This is a genomic window from Aliiglaciecola sp. 2_MG-2023, assembly GCF_030548145.1.
Taxonomy (GTDB): Bacteria; Pseudomonadota; Gammaproteobacteria; order Enterobacterales; family Alteromonadaceae; genus Aliiglaciecola; species Aliiglaciecola lipolytica_A.
Genome location: NZ_JAUORY010000009.1, coordinates 41,399 through 64,542, shown reverse-complemented (window position 1 = coordinate 64,542; position 23,144 = coordinate 41,399). Strand labels below are relative to the sequence as shown.

Here is a 23,144-nt window from a genome sequence, read left to right as displayed (position 1 = left end):
AAAGTTTCCAGCGCCAAATATACGCGAGGCTCCCTCGGTTTACTTAATAAATAAATAGCAACAATTGTGTTTTCAGCACTAACAGCAATTTCCAAAGCCATTCCTGCAGTGCATCATAGCGCAAAACTGAACGCCAACTGACGGGCAGTTTGCATTACGGATTAGTTCCAAGCAAATACTCTTCCCCAGGATTTACCACTAATCGCCCACTCATAGCTTCTCGGCCTAACAACATCAAATAGGTCATCTCCGAACGGTCAGTAAGGCTAAGATGAATTTTCCAAGACGCACCGGCTATTTCTAAAAGCGTTTCAATTAAGTAACGACGTTCTCGTGTTGCAGTAGAGCTTTTTACTTTACGCACAGCCTCCACTTTGGCTTCCCGCCTAACAATGTCATTTACATCGTGTATGTCTGGATGAATGTTAAAACTCACCCAGGTTTCACCGTCTTTTTCAAACTCTTCAATATCATCAACATGCAAAGAAGAGGTTGTCGCGCCGGTATCCACTCGAATATTTAAATTCTGAATAGCTAATTCAGGTAAGTTACAAAGCTCTAAAGCACCAATTACTGGCATATTTTGGTATGTCTGCATATTTTAACGTTCCCGTTTAATAAACCATTGGGGCTTCATTCAATACTAAGTTGTCTTGTAGCAATTCAACATTTTCAGCGACTGTATCCGGCTTTTTAAAATAGGCAACGTGATACATGGCTTCACCTTCTTGGGCCAATGGAATATTTTGCTTACCGATAACAATGCCTTCAGCTGGGCACAGTAGCGTGCCTAATTCATTGCCAAAGGGATCGGCAATTCTGGCTAAAGGGTCGCCCTTTTCTACATGATCACCAAGCTGCGCAATATGCTGTACAAAGCCACTTTCATGGGCTCTTACCCAGCCACTTTGGCGAGCTATAAAAGGCTCAATATCATGTTCTTTTTTCGAGCTACTTTTATTCAACATGCCGATGTCGCGCATTATATTGATAATACCTTTGACGCCCGCACGAATAGAAAATTCATCGTATCTAAGTGCCTGACCAGCTTCGTATAATACCACTTTTACACCTAAGTCAGCGGCAGCTTGACGCAATGAGCCATCGCGGATATCAGCATTGAGCATGACTGGTAAACCAAATGCCTTACACATATTTAGCGTGTCTTCATCATCCAAATTAGCGCGAACTTGGGGTAAATTACTGCGATGGATTGCCCCTGTGTGCAAGTCTATCCCGACATCACACTTTGCCACTACTTCTTTCAAAAAAGTGTGCGCGATTCGGCCGGCCAGAGAGCCTTTTTTGCTACCGGGGAAACTACGGTTCAAGTCACGTCTATCGGGTAAATAACGGCTTTGATTCAAAACGCCATAAACATTCACCATAGGCACAGCAATTAAGGTGCCGCGTAAATTTTTTATTGAGCGATTGCGAATCAAGCGACCAACAATTTCAATCCCATTTAATTCGTCACCATGAATTGCGGCACTGACGAAAATAGTTGGTCCCGGTCGTCTTCCTCTTTGCACATATACGGGAATAGACATATTGGTATCGGTATAAAGAGGTGGCATTTCAATATGTACGTGCTTTTTCTCACCCGGTAGAATTTCAACGCCACCTATAATGAGTTGCTCCATTAGCCCTTACCTTTGGTTCTAGTGCTATTGGGCTTGGCATTGGTTTCGAGAAACTCAATGATCATGCCAGCAATATCTTTGTTGGTTGCCTTTTCAATTCCTTCGAGTCCTGGGGACGAGTTAACTTCCATCACAACAGGGCCATTGTTAGAACGCAACAAATCAACGCCACACATATTCAATCCCATGGTTTTAGCTGCATCTACCGCTGTTTTGCGTTCTTCGGGAGATAATCTGACTATTTTCGCTGTTCCACCACGATGCAGATTTGAACGAAACTCGCCATCGGCCGCCTGACGTTTCATGGCGGCTATCACTTTTCCACCCACCACTAAACAACGAATATCTGAACCGCCTGCCTCTTTAATAAACTCTTGGACTAAAATACTGGCGTTGAGTCCCATAAAAGCTTCGATAATCGATTCCGCTGCTTTTTGAGTTTCAGCTAGCACCACCCCAATACCTTGGGTTCCTTCTAGCAATTTAATGACCACTGGTGCGCCACCAACGTTTTTAATCAAATCGTCGATCCGGTCTGGATGATTAGCAAAACCTGTTCTTGGCATCCCAATACCCTTGCGAGATAACAATTGCAATGAGCGTAATTTATCTCTAGAACGACTAATCGCAACGGATTCGTTTATGGAAAACGTGCCCATCATTTCAAATTGTCTTACAACCGAAGTACCGTAAAAAGTAACAGACGCGCCAATTCGAGGAATAACCGCATCATACTTAGGTAAAGCACGACCTTTATAACGAACTGATGGTCGACTACTGGTGACATCCATATAACAATGCATGGTATCGACAATATCAACTGTATGTCCCCGCGATTCGCCGGCCTCCTTTAGTCTTTTGGTAGAATAAAGGTTAGGATTTCGCGATAATATAGCGATACGCATTGTAAAACTCCGTATAATAAACTGGGCCCTATAGTACTTAGCTTTAGCTAAACTACAAAGCACTTTTAATGGGCTGATGGCGTGATTTAAACACCCCTTTGACGAATTAAAAGAATAGTCTCTAAAAGGCATAAAAACATTCTAAATTTGAATGTCTATTTTTCCTCTTTGAAGGTGCAATAAATAAACGTTTTGTACTAATCCGCAGTGTCATGTAGCCTAGCAGTTATAATTTCGGTACGCCTGCAAACCGTAAAACTGCATAAACCAAGGATAATTCATTCTCAATATGATCGAATTGATTTACCAACATCGTTTAATTTCCACTTTGGCGGTTGCCATTGTGTTGATTTCTCTCAAATACCTGTTAGTTAGCTTAGTGCGCTCTAGGGCCAAGAAAAAGCGTCAAGATAAACGCTATTTAGTAAGTAATATTAAAAACTTACTGAATTTCATTTTGATCGTATTACTACTCAGCTTTTGGATAAATGAAATTCAAAATTTTGCTCTTTCCATCGCTGCATTTGCTGTGGCAATTGTGATTGCAACGAGAGAATTTATTCAGTGTATTATTGGATTCTTTTACGTGATGTCTACGCGTCCGTTTAGGATTGGCGATTGGATTCAAGTTGACGGTTTCGCTGGTGAAGTATCAGCCATCGACTGGGTTAAAACCACTATGTTGGAAGTGGACATCGATCGTTATCAATACTCAGGTAAAACCTTGTTTGTACCGAACAATAGGTTGATTAGCAGCCCTATCAAAAACCTAAACTTCTTAAAGCGCTATGTTACTCATCACTTTACCATTACCCGTGATGAAGACATTAACCCTTACTTAATCATTGAAAATTTGCGAGAAAAAGCTCAGCAACAATGCGCAGATTTCTACGAAGTGGCAACCCGTTACAATCAAATAATTGAGCGAAGACTAGATGTTAAAATACCTGGGCCAGAACCTGTCATTGAAGTGTCCACCAACAATGTAGGTCACACTGAAATTCGCTGTACTATTTTTTGTCCCACAGAAAGAGCGATAGAAATCGAACAAAAGATCATGCAAGAGTTTATGGAATTATGGTTTATTGAATTTAATAAAATTCAACCTTCAAGCAGTTAATTGAAGAGCCTAAATTCGTCGCGATATGACGTTATAGGCAACAATCTGATTCAGTCAATACTGCACAGATTGTGCGATTAAAAAGTAATAGCTAATCCCTGCGGGGTAATATCAACATCTTTTGGAGCTATCTCACCAAAGCCCATTTTAAGTTGATTGAAGTCCACCAGCATAATCTCTGGTAAATTACGTCCAATAGTTTGTTTAATAGTTCGCACAGCATGCTCACTATCTTCGAGTTGATTTTCAATCATTTTGAAATCTTTGAGAATGGGTTTTTCGATTCTGAGGTGTCGATTTAACGGATCATAGTCAAACTGGCCCTCGATGGTGCCACGGGCAATAAACAATTTACCATCCTGTAAGCCTTTTATTGTGGTAGTGATATCGACGGTTTTGTCCAGTGCGTCTAATTTTACACTAGGATCATAAAACGTTGCTTCCACGCCCTGATATTCGCGAACAATGGGGAAACTCAGCAAAAGCACTGCATTTAGTTGTTTTTCTGAAATGGTAAAAACAAACGCGGAACTTTTGAACGAGGTTAGAAACATCATTAGTCCCAGTATCACAAGCAACCTTAATTTCACGACTTTTCCTTAAACCTATTTTATTCTGTTTGAGCACAGTAAAAGTTAATTTTGTTTGCTGTTTTAGGCGATTTTATTGCGCATTCCTAATCCACAATCAAATAGTCTCGTAAGACTGCATCTAAAGCCACAAAATATATTGTTATTATATGCCTAATAGAAGATGATCGCGCGACTATAATTAACCTATTGAACTCCACTATTTATCACCTAGGTAGATGTAGATAAGCAGAAAGCATGTTCGATTTAATGTCGACAAATATTTATTCTGCACAAGGTTGAAACAGCCTTCTCACAAATGGACGTTTGTATTGTGGGCACTATCACGTTGTAGCGAAGAAGCTGTAAAAGGAGAAATAAAGATGTCTAACCACAGTCAACTTGATTCATCACAAACGAGTCTCATTTGGTCACTATTTGTTGATGAAAAAGGGGTTAGTAGTGATGGGAAAACTGCCGATATATTCACGCCAGAGATCAGCGCTGGTTACAACTGGGTTCATCTCCAAGCTGACACCCTTGACGCATGGGATACCATGAAAGGGCTAGGCTTATCTGATGTGATATGTGACTCATTGTCTGCATTAGAAACTCGTCCAAGAGCGTTGTTACAAGACAATGGTATTTTGATTTATCTACGTGGCATAAATTACAACCCAGATTCCGAATTAGAAGACATGGTGTCACTGCGCATTTGGTTTAATGATCATCATGTTGTTACGGCTCGTCGCAGAGACCGCATATTATATTCAGTCCAAGATACCAAGAGTATGATTGAAAGTGGCGACGCGCCAACCGATACTGCTGACTTTATTTTATTGCTCATAGGTAAAATCGCCAGTCGAATTAGTGAGGTCGTTGAAGCGCTAGACGAAGAGCTGTCAGCATTTGAAGCGGAAGGTGGACTCGAAAGTTCTGACCGTTATGCACTGAGCATGGTGCGCAGAAAATCAGCGGCCGTCAGACGTTATCTAGCGCCACAACGTGACGCATTAGACAACTTATACAGAATGGCTAAATTCTTTAGTCAAGAGCAAGCCTATGAACTAAGAGATTTGACCGATCGCATGACTCGCTATGTTGAGGATCTCGATTTAGCTAAAGAACGTTCAATGGTACTGCAAGATGAGCTTCGTAACCGCATCGCTGAGCAGCAAGGAATGCGTATGTATGTTTTATCCCTAGTGACTGCGATTTTTCTTCCGCTGTCATTTTTAACTGGGATATTTGGTATGAATGTAGCGGGGTTACCAGGTACTGAGAATCCAGAAGCGTTTAATTATTTAGCGTCGTCAATGGTGATAGTCGCAATAATTATGTTGGCAGCCATGCTGTGGAAAAAATGGTTATAAATTAAGGTGAAGTAAAATGGCAGATCAAATTTCCGATTTAATCCACGAAGCCGTCAATCTCGATGATGAATCCGATAGCGAGATAATACATAGTAAAATAGCAGTTCAAGATGAGGCTGATATAGCACTGCTATTGGAGTCTCTGCCGCTGGAGCAACGCATTAGCGCGTGGCATGCTTTGCCCCGACATAAGCAACTCGATGTATTGGTAGAAATGCGTGGCGATCCAAGGGAAACCTTACTCGCGGCCACTCCTGATGAAGAATTAGAAGCACTATTCACCGACGTTGATGCTGAATCCCTACTAGAGCTATCAGATTCTTTGCATAGCCGATTATTGGATCTCGCGTTAGAGGCGATGGATAAGAAGCAAAGACAATTATACGAAGGTGCAAATCAATATTCAGAAGAGCAAATAGGCCATTGGCGCAACCCAGAAAACTTGATTTTACCCTTGTCTGCAAAGGTCAGCGATGCGAAACGATTTTTACGCAGAGAAATTCCTGATTATGCAGATTGTATTTATTTGGTAAACAGAGCCGGGCAATATTCTGAAGCGGTGAAGCTTTTCAAAATTTACTCGACTCCAGAGCACACTCCCCTGGCAGATATAGCCGAGGATGATATTACCATTGTTAAAGCCAGTGATGATTGTAATAGCGCCGCACTTAGCGTTCAACGTTCGGGTTTTACCAGCCTGCCATTGGTAGATGAAAACTTTAAGTTTCTAGGGCGGGTCGATATTGGTTCAGCATGTGAATTATTAAATGAATCATATGAGCGCCAATTAATGGCCGGCGCAGGTATGGATGAAGATGAGGATCTTTTTTCTTCGGTTAAAAAGAGCGCTAAAAATCGGGCATTGTGGCTAGGCATTAATTTACTTACGGCCTTCTTGGCGTCATGGTTTATTGGTTTATTTGAAGCCACTTTGCAACAAGTAGTGGCACTTGCGGTCTTAATGCCAGTAGTAGCAAGTATGGGTGGAATCGCAGGTAGTCAAACTTTAACTTTGATTATTCGTGGATTAGCACTTAAGCAAGTAAATGCTGCAAACCTGAAGGCGTTGTTGATCAAAGAACTAAAAGTCGGCGGCTTAAATGGGGTTATTTGGGCAATAGTCATTGCCACTGTCGCGTCATATTGGTTTGGTAGTGGAATGTTAGGGCTGGTAATAGGTTGTGCAATTTTAGTCAATATATGTGCCGCTGCTCTGGCTGGCGTAGGGGTTCCTGTGCTGTTAGATAAGCTAAAGTTAGATCCTGCATTGTCTGGCTCAGTGATTTTGACCACTGTCACTGACATTGTCGGATTTGTGTCTTTTCTTGGTTTAGGAGCACTCTTCTTACTCTAATCACGCACTATCTAATTAAGTTGTCATGGTTTTTGCTTAATCATAATTTTTGCAGTGATATAAAACCGTTTTCGAGTATGTGGGTCTAATCAGTAGGGTTATTTATTTAGTGTTTAAGAAATTAAAAAATGCTTGGTTTTTAAGCTTCTTGCTTGTTTTGGCTTGTCGCCAAGCTGTTGCTATTGATGTGTCTTTAGAGGGCGTTGATGATAGCGATTTGGAAACCAATATTGCGGCACACCTAAGCACGCTCTCAGCTCCAGCGGATTGCAATTTATCTGTAGATGAGCAAATAACCATTGAAAACAAAGTCACTGAAGCTGGCCGCGCATTTGGCTATTACAATCTCTCCATCGATTCGATTGCTTACAATTCCAGCGAGAAATGTAGCTCACTCAAGTTAAAACTTGAAACAGGTCCACAAGTAAAAATTACTCAACTAAATGTCATAGTTACTGGTGATGGTAAAGAAGACGAAGGATTCAAAAGTATTATCAATAAGTTTCCAATCAAAAAAGGGGAGCCATTAATTCATGGTAAATATAAATCTGCCAAGTCTAGATTCGATTCCGTTGCGTTAAACCGAGGCTTTTTTGATAGTAAATTTATTATTAGTGAAATAAAGGTGGATGTAGAACAAAACAGCGCGCAAATCCGTCTCGAATACCAGACAGGTCCACGTTATCAATTTGGTAAATTAAAGATACCTGAGGATCAAAGAGCCTCTGAACTTATTATGCAAGTTCTCCCATTTAAAGAGGGTGACCCCTATCTCGCGTCTAAGCTAGGCGAATTTAACCAAAGCTTGGGGCAAACTGAGTACTTTCAGCAAGTTGTTGCCCGTCCATTATTGGGCGAAGCTGAGCAACATCAGATTCCAATTGAAGTTGTCGCAGTAAGTCGTCCCAGAGATATTTTTAATGTAGGAGTAGGCGGCGCTACGGATACAGGTCCTAGGGTTACATTGGGTTGGCAGCGACCATGGGTAAATAGCGATGGGCACAGTATGAGCGCAAATATATATGTTTCTGAGCCCAAACAAACGGCTAGTGTGAAATATAAAATTCCCATTGAAGATCCGTTAAATAACTATGTATCAGCCCAACTTGGTGTGAAGTCGCTATATGATAATGATACTAACAGTGACACGATTTCACTGGCTTTACAGCGACATTGGACTGGTGAAGATAATGAGTGGAATAAAATTGCGTTCGTCCGTTTAGAGCAATCTCGCTTCCAACAAGCAGAAACACCTTTGCAAACTACCACGCTATTAATTCCAGGTTTCACCCTATCCCGTCATCGCAGTAGAGGCGGTTTAGATGTGAATTGGGGGGATTTGCAGTTGGTAACTATTGAAACAGCAAGCGACGCTGTTGTTTCAGATATCAACTTGGCCAGAGTGACATTTCAAACCAAGTGGTTACGAAGTATTGGGGAACATCGGTTCTTAATGCGTGCCGAAGTCGGCGCTCTATCAACCAATGACTTTGACCAAGTACCATCAGATTTACGCTATTTTACCGGTGGCGACCAAAGTGTCAGAGGATTCGCCTATCAATCACTTGCGCCTAGGCAAATCGATGATGATGGTGAAGATGGTGAGCTACTTGGAGCAAAATACTTGAATGTGGCAAGTATCGAATACAGCTACCCGGTTTCAGATGAATGGCGAGCGGCAATATTCACGGATGTGGGGGGCGCAAGCAACAAGCCTTTAGAAAAATTAGCCTACAGTCTAGGTGTCGGCGCAAGTTGGATGTCTCCGGTAGGTCCAATTCGCTTTTATCTTGCCAGTGGACATGGTGATTACGGTAATTCAGTACGTTTTCATTTAGCGATGGGGCCTTCTATATGATGTGGTTAAAGCGCACGGGGAAATGGACCGCATACATACTAATCATTTTAATTTGTCTAATCGGCTTTTTATTCACGCCATGGGGAACCTCAAGCGTCATAGCCATCGCCAACAGTTCCGTTGATGGCCTGAACATTAGGCACAAATCAGGTGGTTTACTAGGGACGCTTGAGTTTCAAAAAATCAAATTCCAATCTAGCACTATAGATATTGATGCCAGCAATTTAAAAACCAATATTGATTGGTCATGTAGCTTATTAATGCAAGTCTGCTTGAGCGAACTTTACTTAGGCAAAACCACAATTACTGTGGGCGAGTCTGAGCCAACTGAGACACAAGAAGCCTTGCAAAAAATCAGCTTACCCGTGGCTGTAATTGCACCGAACATCCAACTCAATAATCTCTCAGTAGAGATTGAAAACGTCGCCAAAATATCCTGGCAGTCGTTATTGGCCAACCTAAACATGCACAAGGTATTGAATATAGAATCATTGGAAATACGCCAGCCAAAGATCGTTTTAGCCAATAAGGAACCGCCTGAGCAAGCTGCTACAGATCAACAACCCACGATTAATATTGGGCAAATATCTAACTGGCAATACCAACCCGTTGAGTTACCACCATTGATGATTCCCATTGATATTAATGGCAAAAAGATAGTTATTCGCAATGCCCGTATTATGCAAGTAGATGAGGAAATTTTTGCATTCAACCGTTTATCAACCGGAGTAATTATTGAGGACAGCAGTCTTACTATTGAACAGTTCGAATTGGAACATGAATTGATCAATGTGCAAGTCGATTTAGCGCTAAGCAAAGATTATCTGTTGGCCCTTTCTAGTAAGGCGCAAACCACCGACAACAACCAGAATCAACTAGTGCTCCAGGCTAACGCCAATGGTGATTTAAAAGCCTTAGAATTCGACACCCAAATAACTGGGGACATTAATGCTACAGCACAAGGAAGCGCTACATTAGACTCACCTAAGCTACCAATAAATCTTAAAATAAACTGGCAACCAGTGACCTTGCCTGCAGAACAACCGATACATATTTCGTCAGGAAATCTTAGTTTAGTGGGCGATATGGAGAACTATCAGCTCGATTTGCAAACTAGCCTATCTGCTACCGGAATTCCCACCAGTCAGGTGCAGGTTGCAGCAAGTGGTAACAACCAAAAAATTCAACTGACTAAGGCTCAAATCAATACTCTTGGGGGAAATATTCACACCTCCGGCGTAGTTGTGTTAACCGATGTAGCCCGCTGGCAAGGTAAAGCTCTAGTTGAACAGATTCAACCTGGGTTATTCTGGTCGGATTTAGAGGGCAGTATTAACGCAAGCCTTATGCATAGTGGCGTGTTCGGTTCAGACGTATTGCAAGCCAAAATAGACAAGCTGAGTGCCGATGGGAATTGGTTAGGTTATCCGCTCAAAGCAGCTGGTAACGCTTCCTATGATAAAAACTCGGGGTTAGACATTCCGAGTTTAAGTTTGGCCAATGGTGAAAACACGCTCACCGTCAAAGGAAAACTCGACAGTCAAAATACTCTTGCAGCAAAATTAGACTTTATTGGCAAAGAGTTAACTCAACTGTATCCGGATTTGGACGGAAGCACAGGACTAAGCGCCAATATTTCAGGTACTTTAACTGAACCGAAAGTTGAATATGAATTAACAGCATCGCAAGTTAACTATCAAACAATTTCATTGCACAGCTTAAGCTCAAAAGGAAGTGTAAATTGGGATGAAAATAAACGCTTTGATATTCGCACCAACCTTGAACAGCTGGTGATTAATCAAGAACCTATCAATACGATTCAATTCGAACTAGCCGGTGACGCAAAGCAACATAAACTGATTACCAAAGTCGATAGCCAAGCATTTCAGATAGATTCCACAATCGAAGGTCATCTTGAAGAAACAAAATGGGTTGGCCAGTGGATAACTGGTAACTTCAGCAGCCAATGGGGTGCATATTCTCTAGATCAGCAAAACACCCAACTTTTAGCTGATTGGCAGAACCAGCACTACCAAATAGATGCACATTGTTGGAACGACCAACAGGCCGAACTATGTGTTAATCAAGCCTCCTTTAAAAACCAAATTGCAGAATTCGATATACATGGCAATCAACTGGAACTATTACAAATAATCAGTCAGTTTGTTCCGCAGTTGCAGAACATATCCACTGATACTCAATTCTTTTTCACCGCAAAAGGCAAATGGCAGGCAGATTCCCTACCTGTTGCCAAAGTTGCAGGACATTTTTCACCTACATCTGTAAAAATAAAGGGCTTAAAAAAGCCTGTAGATATGCAAAAACTCGCGTTTGATATGTCTGTGGATGGGCAACAAGTCATTTCCCATTTTGACTTTCAAACACAGAGCTCTGGCGCAATTGATTTAGATTTAACCATCACCGACCTCGAACAAAAGCGCAACTTACAGGGGGAGTTAAAACTAAAAGATATTTTAGCTAAGCCATATCAAGAACTGATCCCCCAATTAACAGAACTATCAGGAACTGTGAATGGCAACTTAGCACTATCTGGCGATTTAAAAACCCCACTTCTAGACGGCAAATTACAACTCAAAAACTTCAACTTTGCTGGAGAAGAAATACCTGGGCGGGTTTCAGACTGGAACCAAGATATGGAATTTGCCGGCCAGAGTGCCAAACTCAAAGGTGACTTTATGTTTGGTAATGGCAAAGGTAGCAGTGCTGGGACATTAGATTGGACGGAAGAGTTAATCGGTGATTTCAGCCTTAAAGGAGATACATTTGAATTGGAGTATCGCGATTTAGTCAGAACCCGCTTTTCTCCCAACTTACAGGTAGAAATGACGAAAGAGGCAATCAATGTGTCCGGCAGTACAGATGTCTTTTATGCCCGCATTAAAGTTAAAGACTTACCGGCCAATGCGCAATCACCCTCTGACGATACCATTATAGTCAATCAACCTGTTGAGGAAAAAACCGTAACTCGTGACCTAAATATGGTTTTTAACGTCAACATTGATCCGAAAAAAACTGACGATGTAAAACTGGAAGCATTCGGCTTAAAGACCGACCTTCGCGGTTCCTTAGAGCTAAAACAGTCAAACCAGAGGTTAACTGGTAACGGCAGTCTTAATTTAGTTAATGGGACTTATAAGGCCTTCGGTCAAGATTTAGTCATTCAAAAAGGTAATATTTTATTTTCAGGTCCATTGGACAATCCGCGCTTAGATATAGAAGCTATTCGTGACGAAAGCAAAACCGAAGACGATGTTATTGCGGGTGTCCGAGTATCAGGTGCTGCGGAGCAACCATCAGTCGAGGTATTCTCGACTCCTACGATGATCCAAAGTGAGGCGTTATCATACTTACTATTGGGTAAAAGCATGTCTAGCGAAAGTCAAACGTCCAATGATCAAGTTCTCGCTGCAGCACTGCTAAGCCAAGGACTTAAAGGAAGCGAAAATAAGGTCGACCAATTAGGCCGCAAATTAGGTATCGAGGATTTAGCCTTAGGCGCCAACAGTGACGACGATGGTACGCAAATTTCATTATCAGGAAATATAGCACCGGGAGTGCAGTTACGTTATGGCGTAAATGTGTTTGACTCTTCAACTGAGGTAGCCTTGCGTTATCAGATATTACCTAAATTGTTTTTAGAAGCAACTAGCGGAATAGAGCAAGCTTTGGATGTTTATTATCAATTTAGCGTAGGAGGGAAATCAATTTCTGATGACGAATAATGACAACCTGAGATTTTGATAACGGGCATACGATTGTTCTAATCTAGCTGGGCATGGGTCATCAAGTGTGGTGGTTAAAATAGAGCCACAAAAATCAATTAGAACACTAAACAATTTAGAGACTGGCCGCACTGTAAAAAGTGCTCTTTTAAACTACTCAGGAGCTTGAATTCCGCCCACTTGCAATAGTGGCGCTGCATCAATATCTTCAGCATTCATCATCATAGCCATTCTCTCCATTGTCGCCAGCATTTGCGATTGTTCCCATTCTTCCATGGCTTCAAATCGTGCAATAAAATGCTGCTGCAACAAGGTTGGAGACTCTTTAATTGCGTCTTTTCCCTCTTCGGTAAGGTGAATTTCTACCTTACGCTTATCAATAGAAGACCTTTCACGGATCACAAAGCCCCTACTCTCTAAACGATCAAGAATACTGGTTACAGTAGCAGAGCTTAAATTTATGCTGTTAGCAATATCCTTCACCATCACGCCATCGCTAAACGAAATATGCTGTAAGACAATAAGTTGCGGCGAAGTTAAGCCTGTTTCTTTACTTAATTTTTTTGAGTACAAGTCAATCGCGCGGATGACCTTACGCAACGAAACCAAAAGCGATTCGTATTTTTTCATAGTGGTAACTACCTATTAATTTGCATTGAACTCTACCAAATAAAGGAAATAGCGCAATAAAAAAGCGTTTTAATATAATAATTTACAATTAATTATATTATTCACAATGATTAGTTATTCGCATTAAATGCATACATATTCACATAGGGTTGATTAGGGTAAATAGCTATCCAGACAGATCTTTATATTAACATCTATAACAACTCGCTCAGAGCCCCCGTCGTTGCTTATTTGAGCAAAAAAAGGCATAATATCGTTCGTATACTAATTAATTCAATACGATTAATTAGCTCAAATCAAATTATTAATAGTTAAAAAGCAGGAAAAATGAATACGTTTAATTGGAAACGAATCGTAATTAAAGTAGGAAGCGCACTTATTGCACCTAAAAATCAGGGGTGTAGCTCACACTTTTTATTGGGAATCGCACAATTTATTGTTAAATGTCGCGCTAAAGGAATCGAAGTAGTATTGGTTTCGTCTGGTTCAGTAGCGGCTGGCCGTCACCTATTCCAAGGTGAAACAGAAAGTATCGCCATCAAAAAAGCTATGGCTGCCGCAGGGCAAACTGAAATGATGGCCACTTGGGACCGTTTATTTGACTTTCCTTCAGCACAGATATTACTAACTCACGGCGACCTACGAGATAGGGAACGCTACGTGAGCATACGCGAAACAATTTTTTCATTATTGCAAAACGGCATCATTCCGATCATCAACGAGAATGACACTGTGACAACCGACAATTTGCGCGTAGGTGACAATGATAACCTTGCTGCCATGGTTGCAGGTGCAGCCGATGCTGATTCTCTCATCATCTGTTCTGATATCGACGGTCTTTATGACAAAAACCCTCATACTCATGACGATGCAAAACTCTTATCTTGGGTTTCAAAGATTGACGAAGACATTTACAAAATGGCTGGTGGGACGACTAGTGCAACAGGCACAGGCGGAATGCGCACTAAAATCGAAGCGGCAGAAAAAGCAGTTTCTCACGGCATCGATACTTTTATTGTTAACGGGTTTACCGAAATCACCTTCAACATGCTGTTAGAAGGTAAAAATCCAGGAACTCATTTTCAGCCACACGAAACACCAATGAAAGAACATGAGCATTGGATGAAACACACATCCAAAGAGCAAGGTGTGGTAGTGGTTGGCAACGACGTCGACATTACTTCATTGGACGATGATGATGCTCTAACCAGTGATGAAATCATCGAAATTAAAGGTAGCTTTTCAGTTGGTGATACCGTTCTTGTACGCAAAGGCGACGGTACAAGGTTAGCAAAAGCTCGGTCAAACTACAGCAGTTGTCTTTTGACATTTATTGCTGAACAAACGGACCAAGATTTCGCCAACGAATTTCAGCGTCAGACGGGTCCGATTATATCAGACAAAAATATAGCACTATTGGAGAAACAATGAGTTTAATTAGAGACCTATCTCTACAGGCTGCAAAGGCAGCCAGAAAACTAGCGGTATTGGATACCGAGAAGAAAGACCGTGTATTACGAGACATGGCAAAAGCACTTAGAAATGGTGAGCAACACATATTGAAAGCAAATCAAGTGGATTTGGATAACGCCAAGCAGGCCCAGTTATCTGATGCCATGATGGACCGACTCACTTTGAATACTCAGCGAGTAGAAGATATGGCGGTGGGTATCGAAACCATCGTTAATCTTGCTGACCCTGTGGGTATCCAACGTGAATTGGGCCAACGTCCCAATGGTTTAGAAATTAGTAAAATGCGCGTGCCTTTGGGTGTTGTGTGCATGATTTACGAAGCCAGACCGAATGTAACAGCCGATGCAGGAGCCTTGTGCTTCAAATCTGGCAATGCGGTTATTTTACGCGGCGGTAAGGAAGCTCTAGCCTCAAGCAAAGCGATTTCCGAAATTCTACAAAACGTACTGGTTGAGCATGATTTACCAGCAGAACTCATTACGGTTGTACCTAATCCTGATCGTAAATTGATGCAGGAACTACTAGAACAGCGTGAGTTTATTGATGTTGTTATCCCTCGCGGTGGTGAAGGCCTGATAAATTACGTAACTGAAAACAGTAAAATACCAGTCATTCAGCATTTCAAAGGTGTCTGTCATTTGTATTTTGATGCTGACGCCGACTTTGAAACCGCTATTCAGTTGTTGATCAATGGTAAAACACAACGTACTGGTGTGTGTAACGCAATTGAAGGTTTGGTTGTTCATAAAGACATTGCTGAACAGATATTACCCATCGTTAGCGATGTGCTGATTCGCCACTCAGTTACAATTAATGCCTGTGAACGTTCTGCTGAACACATAGCCCGCTGTAACGTAATTCAAGATGAGGACTTTGGAGAAGAGTATTTAGATTTGGAAATTGCGATAAAAACAGTGGATAGCATGGATGATGCTCTGGATCACATTGCAAGATTTGGCAGTAATCACACTGAAGTTATTTGTACACAAAACGAAGTATCAGCAAAACGTTTCCAACGCAGCGTTGATGCCTCAGTGGTTATGGTAAACGCCTCTTCACGGTTTTCAGATGGCAGTCAATTGGGCTTAGGCGCTGAGATTGGTATAGCAACAACTAAATTGCATGCTTACGGACCTATGGGTTTAGAGTCTTTAACCACCGAAAAGTACTTAGTTAACGGCAACGGTCAAATTCGGGCTTAAAAAAGTCTTAGATAGCCAATACAATGCGAAAGCTGCCCGTCAGCTTTCGCATTTTTTTGACTCAAGGCGCGTCTTGACTAAACTGAGAAAGTAGTAACCATCCTGATAAACAGCTAGCCGCAGTTACAAAGGTTCCCCAAGCCCAATCTTTTAGCGTGATTCCCAAAGGCCATCCTTCTAATATTGCGTAATTAGTGAGGTTATAAGCGCCATAAGCCGCAGCCCCTAACACAGCACCATCGAGGAATACTTGCCACCACTGCGCATGTTGGTTCTTTAGAACCACTAAATACACAGCCGCAGCGCAATACAATAGATAAAATGTTATCCAAGGCATTAACGGGTAAGACTCCCGCAACATACCTTGCATCGCCTCCAGATAGGTATTTTTAGCAATGAGTCCTAGCCATATACCGTCTAAAATCAGATAGCAAACTGCCACCCCTAAATAAGCGACCAAAAACGATTTCATATTTTACTCCCTGCTATTTACTGAATTTGAACATCAACTCTTTATACCCCGCAAGTCTGAAAAAGATACATTTGTCCTGTAATAATTTCCGTATCAACCTATATTCAGTTTAATTTCACGCGCTAAAAATAATATTTTAATCTTTTAATATCAAAAAGTTAGATGAAACTTGACGTTATGGCACCAAGTTCGCAATAGCTAACACAGAAACGCAAATTAAACGAAATTACATTCTTTAGGGAGAATCCAATGGAAATTTTTGAAGCTATTCGTAGAGACCATGAAAAACAACGTCTACTGATGAAAATACTTGTAGAAACCTCTGGTGACACACAGAGCCGTCGTGATTTCTACGGCGAACTTAAACAAGCATTAGTAGATCACGCAATTGCTGAAGAACGTTATTTTTATTCGCCACTGATGAAGTCTGACCAAACCATTGAACAATCGAGACACGCAATTGCAGAGCATCACGAAATTGATGAGCTAATTGAAAAGCTAGACGAAACTGAAATGAGTTCACCAGGCTGGTTAGCTACTATGAAAAAACTTAAACACTTAGTTGAGCATCACTTGGAAGAAGAAGAACACGAATTTTTCCAGCAAGCTGGAAAGGTATTGTCAGCCAATCAAAAAGACCAACTGGCTGATAAATATCAGGTGGAAATGCAAAAACCTCATTAACGATTTAGTTCCTCTCCCCTACTTAGGGTCCTGTTGCTCTGATTAAGTTCTAGAGCAAGCCACTGTCTTCAACACTACTGGGGGCAGTGGTTTTTTTTATTGTTTAGATGCGTTAGTAAATGTTATCGCCATTCAAAGTGAGTTATCACTGGTAGATGTTCAGATAGCTTAGAAAAAGTAAGCGATTGAATCCCCATACTTTTTTTCTCCGTTGCGGTAATGTCATCGGGATCAAATATGTAACCGCCGACCAACTGAAGTCTATTCGGACTGTAAATTACTAAATCCATCACTCTAGAGGGAAACTTTTTACCTCGACCATCCCAAGTCCAAGTTTGTTTCCCATCCAAATGCTTCAACTCTGCGGCGATCAAACCAAAATGGGGTTTAGAGTAAGGCCCTGAAAGTATCAGCAAAGGCATTACTGTACTAACCAGATTGAAATCTCCCGCTAAAATTATTCCATCCACATGGGTGCGTTCAATTACTTTTCCAATTAATCGGCGTATTTCCCTTGCCTCAATTCTTCTTTTATCTTCAGCCCAACTGCTCGGGTCACTACCACAACATTCTAAATCAGCAGAAACCACCAACAATCTATTTCCACCCTCGAGTAATATCACTCCGTTAACTGCTATTCCGTCATCTAAGGTATTGGCGTACTTCACATCACCTGCATTAATCATACGCTGGTGTATGCGCTTTTTTTCAGACTTTGGATAGGGGATTATGTTTGAGAATTCCGGCAAGACTTCGTGAGGAAAACGGCTAATCACAACATTTCGTTGCCGTCCCCCACTGCTGCCAAAATTGATATGCCAATCCGTGTTTTGTGCCAAACTATCTTTAGGTAAAGCGTTATATAAGTGCGATTTATTGGTTAAAGGGGAAACTTCGTCTAATAATAAAATATTCGACTTGCCTCTAGCGACAAGTGCTTTAAGTACCTCAGGAGACTTCACAAACGCATCTCCTGACACATTCCAAGATAGCACGTTGATATTCCCTTTATGACTTCCCCCCTGCGCTGCAGCATCAGGTTTGAAGTCGACAGAACGATTAGTTGATAAGTTTGCAGTAACAATTGTGTTTTCAGCTGATATGGCAGTTAAAGGGATGAACATCAGCAAAACGGTGAATATGATTGGCATAATCGTGTTTTTCTTATTGTGAATAAAAAACGGAGATTAGATTATAAACAATTTACTATTTAATGTCCGCAAACTCTCAGCCCCGCAGTAAGCTAAACAACTAAGCATTGTCATAAAACGAAAATACTGGTTTAACGAATTCTGAATATTTAAAGAAAAGTTGCCTTTTGTGCTTTTAAAAGTCAGTAATTAATGAAAAGATCTGTTTACTTTATCTTCATCGAGCAGCAACCCCATGGAACGTTTAAAACAAAGGATAGTGATTCTTGTCAGTCTGATAAGTTTAACTGTTAGCCAATTTGCCGTGGCGCAAGTAATTACCGATTCAGATCTGGAAGAAGAATCAAGTAAGGTTGAAGAAACCTTAACGGAAAAACGCGACGCCTCAGATGACTTAGCATTAAAAATTCCCTTTGCAATAACCCAATATAAAACCAATTATATTTTGCCAGTTACTTACGTAAAAGATCCTAACACTATTGGCGTAACTGAGCTGGATTCAGAAAACGTCGATAATCTAGAAGCAAAATATCAAATCAGTGTGAAGCTGCCAATTCACATTAACGATGACAACTTATCTGGGATATACGCCGGTTTCAGTGTGACATCTTTTTGGCAGGTGTATAACGATGAGGCATCAAAACCATTTCGTGAAACTAATTATGAACCGGAAATATTCTATTTTTGGAAAACCCATTATCGATTCCTAGGCATAAAATTTGATCAAGTTCACTTGGGGTTAAATCATAATTCCAATGGCCAAAGCGGGTTAAAATCGAGGAGCTGGAACCGTTTATATGCGTCTGCATTGTTTAGTGACAAAGACTCAGTGTATTACCTTAAAGCCTGGTATCGGATCCCAGAAGATGAAAAAGAAACAGTAAATAGCCCAGAAGGGGATGACAACCCAGACATTACCGATTATCTCGGGCATTTTGAGATCGGATATGGAAAAAAGGTCGGCAACTTCAATTTTCTCACTTTAGTCAGAAATAATTTAAAATCAGATAATAAAGGCAGCATTGAGTTGAATATCACCTATCCTTTAAACAAAAGGTACGATGTCGTATTCCAATATTTTAACGGTTATGGTGACTCTTTGATTGACTACAACCGTCACCAACAACGTTACGGTATAGGAATTCAACTCAAATATTTGTAATGTGTAAAAAATGCGAAAGCGCCTGTATTTATTGCGCCCATTTAACCTTTAAACACATAGGACTATAATTTTTATTTATATATCAATAAGATAGAAAACATTAAGGTTGGCACGTAGTTCGCTTTACTTTGTCGAGTAGATTCAATTTTCGAAATAGGGTGAAGTATGTTTATTATAAAATACTATGGACTGGGCGGGATTTTATCATTAGCTCTTGCCTTGCTGATTGATAGCTTTTTGTTCAAAGTATTGTTTATCTGGATTGGCCTTTCGCTTATTTTGGTCACCTTTGCCTATTCAGTCCAATCACCTAAAATTTTTAGAAAAAAAATTGATGGTTCAATCCCATTCTATGTGAAGTGGGTTTTTGTGCCCTTTTTTGTTGGTGTGCAGTTGTATAACGCTTGGGCTCGTAAAAACGACAGCGTCCCGCCAATCCAAAAAATTCGTGACAAGCTATTTCTTGCCTGCCGCTTATTTCCTTCCGATATGCCAGAGCTAAATCATTTAGAAGTCAAAGCGGTACTCGATGTGACGGCTGAATTCGATGGGCTAGATGTTTCTGCCCATGGTGAAAATATGGACTATCTGAATGTTCCCGTATTAGATCATCAAACTCCTTCGAAAGATGATTTGATGCAAGCCATTAGCTGGATAGACAATCATATTAAAACCGGCAAAGCCGTCGTTGTCCATTGTGCGCTAGGTAGAGGTCGCTCAGTATTGGTTATGGCCGCTTACTTGTTAAGTAAAAGTCCAGAATTGTCAGTAGAAGAAGCCATCAAAGAAATCAATCAAACCCGCGCCACCGCAAGGTTGAATAAACATCAGTTAAAAAAGCTAAAAGACTTGCACAGCCAAGGCGTATTTACTCAAAAAAATCGACTCGCTATAGTTGCCAACCCTGTTGCTGGCGGCGGTAAATGGCAAGACAGCAAAGAGGAAATTATTCAACGCCTGTCACCTCACTTTGATTTGCAAATATACCAAACAACGCCAGAACAAGATGGCAAAGAAATGGCTCAACAAGCCATAAAAGAAGGTGCAAAATGCATTATTGCATGCGGCGGTGATGGCACCTTGACAGAAGTTGCGACTCAATTGGTCAACACAGATTTAACGTTGGGCATAATGCCTATGGGAACCGCTAACGCGCTTGGTCACGCACTCTATGGCCCTTCTTCGAAAGTAACGCCTGTAGCAGTTGCCTGCGATGCTATTATTGCCGGTAATGTTATGCAAATTGATACTGCAACTTGCAATGATGAACTTGTACTTTTAGTGGTAGGCATTGGCTTTGAACAGAAAATGATAGAAAAGGCTAATCGTGATGAAAAGAACAATAGCGGTCAATTCGCTTATTTAGGGGCATTGTACGATGCCATAGAAGTCAATAACAGCGCCAACTTAAATATCCAAATTGACGACAATGATCCGCAATCGATTCATACTGGAAGTTTAGTCATTGCCAATGCGGCGCCAGCCACCACTGTATTAGCACAAGGTGGAGGACTACCAGATTTTACTGACGGTTTGTTAGATGTTACTTGGCTTACTAATACCTCAAGCGCCAGTGAAAATTACTTAAAATTAGCGCAACTAGCGCTGCGAACCATGTTTGATAGTGGCGACGACGAAACTATTCAGCACACCACAGCTAAACGCATAACAGTCAAATCCGAAGGCAAACTAAAGTATGTAGTAGATGGGGAAAACAGAGAAGCTGATAGCATTCAAGTAACCCAGAACCCGCAGTCCTTGAAGGTCTTTTCTCAACCCAAAAACTAGGCTGGATGCCATGCAAGCGATACGATTTTCAATCAAGCAGTAGGTATTTACTGCTTGATTGAATTCGGCAAACTTACAACTCCCTCGAACATAAGTAAGTAATATTTACTCAAGCTCAATATATCACCAATCAAGAATTGCCAATAAATACATATAAATCAGTAAGTTAAACTATGGCGTAAATATTGAATAACAAGTAAAGCATAGCGATTAAACAAGATTGGTAAGTAGCAATACTTTTCACATAGCGTAAACAAAGAACACATGCGCACCTAAATTTAAGGTAAAGATTCACTAAGGAGCTCAGAATGTCAGTGGTTAACAATAATAAAGAAGATAGATTAGAAGCCAACCGGACGCTTCTCAAAGCGGTAATTCAAATGTGCCGATTAGGTGGTGATTTTTATAACCTTATAGGTCAAAACATTAAACACTATGCCATTAAACAAGTCTGTTTTGACATGGCGAAAAGCTATTTCAAACAGATACCTGAACTTGTCGAAATTGCCCAAGACCGCTATCAATTATCCGAACAAGAAACCATGACTTCTACTTCCATAGAAGACTATTACCATAATATTTTGAGCAAGCAGGTCAAATTAAATCCCCCAGACCTACTTAAGCATTTGATTGAAGTTGAAGAACAGCATTTAGCAGAATTAAATAACGCGATCGACGCAACAAGTGAACTTGATGTTAAAGGCGCTATTTCAAAAGTAGTCGCGCAAATAATCGTGACTTACCAAAAGTTAACGGACCTAACACATTCAATTTCAGATAACCAAACCTCATAGAAAATGGGAAGTATTGAATATGGAACTTATTGAAATAGATAAATTTTGGACATTAATTCACGACAAGCTTGAAGGGTGGCTGGAATCTGGAATCAAACATTTACCTAATTTTGTAGTGGCCATACTACTCGCCATTGTTTTTGGCCTTATCGCTAAGTTTGTGGGTAGAGCGGTTCGAAATGTACTGCGAAGAACCTTAGAGTCAAGACAGATAGCTGACTTACTAGCATCCATTATTAAAGTAATGGTGCTAATTGCAGGACTCTTTATAGCTTTAGACTTCCTTGGATTGACCGGCACAGTGACGTCATTGTTGGCAGGGGCTGGAATCGTAGGTTTGGCGCTAGGTTTTGCGTTCCAAGATATGGCAGAAAACCTAATTGCAGGTATTGCCATGGGGATAAGAAAACCGTTCCAAATTGGTGATGTGATAGAAGCAGATAAAGTATTTGGTACTGTGCAAACCATAAATCTGCGAAACACCTTAGTTGAGACCTTTTTCGGTCAAATTGAAGTCATTCCTAACAAAATTCTGTTTCGAAACATACTCACTAATTATTCTGCTACAGGAAGACGGCGAATAGAAGTTCCTGTTGGCATATCCTACGCCGATGATCCCGAACAAGCAGTTAAGGCAATAGTCGAGGTAATTAATCAGTGTGATTTTGTGATAAATAAGGAAGAAACAGACGTGTTCGCTAAGGGCTTTGGTGCAAGTAGTGTTGATCTACTGGTTTGGTTTTGGATTAGATATCCAGGAGAAACGGGATTTATGCAAGCCAGACACAAAGCGGTTGTGGAAATTAAAAAAGCTTTAGAAGCCTCAGATATTTTAATCCCGTTTCCAATCAGAACTCTGGATTTTGGCGCCAAAGGTGGCGAGAAACTGAATACAATGCTGAGCGATCGGCACAGAAAAGACAGTAACGAAAATCCTGAACAAGGCTCAGAGTCGGCTTCTCAGTCAGCCGAGGATTCAAATCCGGATTCAGAATAATTATTGGGCAAGATTAAAAGTCCGATTGATGTAATTTTGCAGTGGATTAATCGATAAATCGACCTACCGCCAGCTAAGTAAAATTAGCTGGCTTTTAACCATCAAAGTATTCTTCAAAGCATCTACCTATTGAATTTATGCTAACGTTATTCACTATCGTGTTAAATACTCGTTCATTTTTATCTTTTATCTGTAAAATATCGCAAAGAGGTGATTTCATGAATAG

19 protein-coding genes are annotated in these 23,144 nt (G+C 40.8%); 12 read left to right on the top strand and 7 right to left on the bottom strand.

Translation table 11 applies throughout. The features are described 5' to 3' along the window. Window positions 1-154 precede the first annotated feature (154 nt). Genes Q4567_RS11195 through rimK form a run of 3 tightly spaced genes read right to left on the bottom strand, consistent with a single transcriptional unit; the run spans window position 155 to window position 2,548 of the window. Entirely contained in the window at window positions 155-598 is a 444-nt protein-coding gene (locus Q4567_RS11195; RefSeq protein WP_216049084.1) for an ATP-dependent zinc protease, read from the bottom strand. A 16-nt stretch (window positions 599-614) separates the two neighbouring features. Continuing rightward, window positions 615-1,643 (bottom strand): succinylglutamate desuccinylase/aspartoacylase family protein, encoded by a 1,029-nt coding sequence (locus tag Q4567_RS11190; protein ID WP_216049085.1) that lies wholly within the window; start codon window positions 1,641-1,643, stop codon window positions 615-617. After that, complete coding sequence (gene rimK / locus Q4567_RS11185) at window positions 1,643-2,548, bottom strand: 30S ribosomal protein S6--L-glutamate ligase (protein WP_216049086.1); 906 nt, start codon at window positions 2,546-2,548, stop codon at window positions 1,643-1,645. Before rimK ends, Q4567_RS11190 begins: the two co-directional genes overlap by 1 nt. A gap of 289 nt (window positions 2,549-2,837) precedes the next feature. On the opposite strand from rimK, the gene Q4567_RS11180 reads away from it, so the two are divergent. Continuing rightward, window positions 2,838-3,668: a mechanosensitive ion channel family protein gene (locus tag Q4567_RS11180; RefSeq protein ID WP_216049087.1), complete on the top strand. Its 831-nt coding sequence runs from the start codon at window positions 2,838-2,840 to the stop codon at window positions 3,666-3,668. Between the two features lie 77 nt (window positions 3,669-3,745). On the opposite strand, the gene Q4567_RS11175 is transcribed toward Q4567_RS11180, so the two are convergent. Next, on the bottom strand, window positions 3,746-4,258 hold the full coding sequence (locus tag Q4567_RS11175) for a hypothetical protein (RefSeq protein ID WP_216049088.1): 513 nt from the start codon (window positions 4,256-4,258) through the stop codon (window positions 3,746-3,748). 362 nt (window positions 4,259-4,620) lie between these two features. Here Q4567_RS11175 and Q4567_RS11170 point away from each other — a divergent pair, with 362 nt between their 5' ends. The 4 genes from Q4567_RS11170 to Q4567_RS11155 all read left to right on the top strand — a co-directional run bounded on the left by Q4567_RS11170 (window position 4,621) and on the right by Q4567_RS11155 (window position 12,565). Then, window positions 4,621-5,610, top strand: coding sequence for a zinc transporter ZntB (locus Q4567_RS11170; RefSeq protein WP_216049089.1), 990 nt, complete (start codon window positions 4,621-4,623; stop codon window positions 5,608-5,610). 16 nt (window positions 5,611-5,626) lie between these two features. Beyond that, window positions 5,627-6,964 carry a magnesium transporter gene (locus Q4567_RS11165; protein WP_216049090.1) on the top strand — a complete coding sequence of 446 codons (1,338 nt, stop codon included), beginning with the start codon at window positions 5,627-5,629 and terminating at the stop codon, window positions 6,962-6,964. A 109-nt stretch (window positions 6,965-7,073) separates the two neighbouring features. Continuing rightward, entirely contained in the window at window positions 7,074-8,822 is a 1,749-nt protein-coding gene (locus Q4567_RS11160) for an autotransporter assembly complex family protein (protein WP_303500442.1), read from the top strand. Beyond that, window positions 8,819-12,565, top strand: coding sequence for a translocation/assembly module TamB domain-containing protein (locus Q4567_RS11155; protein ID WP_303500441.1), 3,747 nt, complete (start codon window positions 8,819-8,821; stop codon window positions 12,563-12,565). Before Q4567_RS11160 ends, Q4567_RS11155 begins: the two co-directional genes overlap by 4 nt. 153 nt (window positions 12,566-12,718) lie before the next feature. On the opposite strand, the gene Q4567_RS11150 is transcribed toward Q4567_RS11155, so the two are convergent. After that, window positions 12,719-13,195, bottom strand: coding sequence for a MarR family winged helix-turn-helix transcriptional regulator (locus Q4567_RS11150; protein ID WP_216049093.1), 477 nt, complete (start codon window positions 13,193-13,195; stop codon window positions 12,719-12,721). Window positions 13,196-13,522: 327 nt separating this feature from the next. On the opposite strand from Q4567_RS11150, the gene proB reads away from it, so the two are divergent. Together proB and Q4567_RS11140 are read left to right on the top strand one after the other, a co-directional pair. Next, window positions 13,523-14,626 carry a glutamate 5-kinase gene (gene proB, locus Q4567_RS11145; protein WP_216049094.1) on the top strand — a complete coding sequence of 368 codons (1,104 nt, stop codon included), beginning with the start codon at window positions 13,523-13,525 and terminating at the stop codon, window positions 14,624-14,626. Beyond that, entirely contained in the window at window positions 14,623-15,870 is a 1,248-nt protein-coding gene (locus Q4567_RS11140) for a glutamate-5-semialdehyde dehydrogenase (RefSeq protein ID WP_216049095.1), read from the top strand. The genes proB and Q4567_RS11140 overlap by 4 nt, the downstream gene beginning before the upstream one ends. 61 nt (window positions 15,871-15,931) lie before the next feature. Here the strand turns inward: Q4567_RS11140 and Q4567_RS11135 are convergent, their stop codons facing one another. Further along, a complete protein-coding gene (locus Q4567_RS11135; protein ID WP_303500437.1) occupies window positions 15,932-16,342 on the bottom strand; it encodes a DUF2177 family protein in 411 nt (136 codons plus the stop codon). Between the two features lie 249 nt (window positions 16,343-16,591). Between Q4567_RS11135 and Q4567_RS11130 the strand changes: the two genes are divergently transcribed. Then, window positions 16,592-17,026 (top strand): hemerythrin domain-containing protein, encoded by a 435-nt coding sequence (locus Q4567_RS11130; protein ID WP_216049097.1) that lies wholly within the window; start codon window positions 16,592-16,594, stop codon window positions 17,024-17,026. Between the two features lie 122 nt (window positions 17,027-17,148). Here Q4567_RS11130 and Q4567_RS11125 read toward each other — a convergent pair whose 3' ends face one another. Then, window positions 17,149-18,177 (bottom strand): endonuclease/exonuclease/phosphatase family protein, encoded by a 1,029-nt coding sequence (locus Q4567_RS11125; protein ID WP_303500435.1) that lies wholly within the window; start codon window positions 18,175-18,177, stop codon window positions 17,149-17,151. Between the two features lie 235 nt (window positions 18,178-18,412). On the opposite strand from Q4567_RS11125, the gene Q4567_RS11120 reads away from it, so the two are divergent. From Q4567_RS11120 to Q4567_RS11105, 4 genes are all read left to right on the top strand, one after another. Next, complete coding sequence (locus tag Q4567_RS11120) at window positions 18,413-19,339, top strand: phospholipase A (RefSeq protein WP_216049099.1); 927 nt, start codon at window positions 18,413-18,415, stop codon at window positions 19,337-19,339. Between the two features lie 165 nt (window positions 19,340-19,504). After that, on the top strand, window positions 19,505-21,127 hold the full coding sequence (locus tag Q4567_RS11115) for a diacylglycerol kinase family protein (protein WP_303500434.1): 1,623 nt from the start codon (window positions 19,505-19,507) through the stop codon (window positions 21,125-21,127). 308 nt (window positions 21,128-21,435) lie between these two features. Next, on the top strand, window positions 21,436-21,921 hold the full coding sequence (locus Q4567_RS11110) for a hypothetical protein (protein WP_303500432.1): 486 nt from the start codon (window positions 21,436-21,438) through the stop codon (window positions 21,919-21,921). 19 nt (window positions 21,922-21,940) lie between these two features. Continuing rightward, entirely contained in the window at window positions 21,941-22,918 is a 978-nt protein-coding gene (locus Q4567_RS11105) for a mechanosensitive ion channel family protein (protein WP_216049102.1), read from the top strand. Window positions 22,919-23,144: the final 226 nt, after the last annotated feature.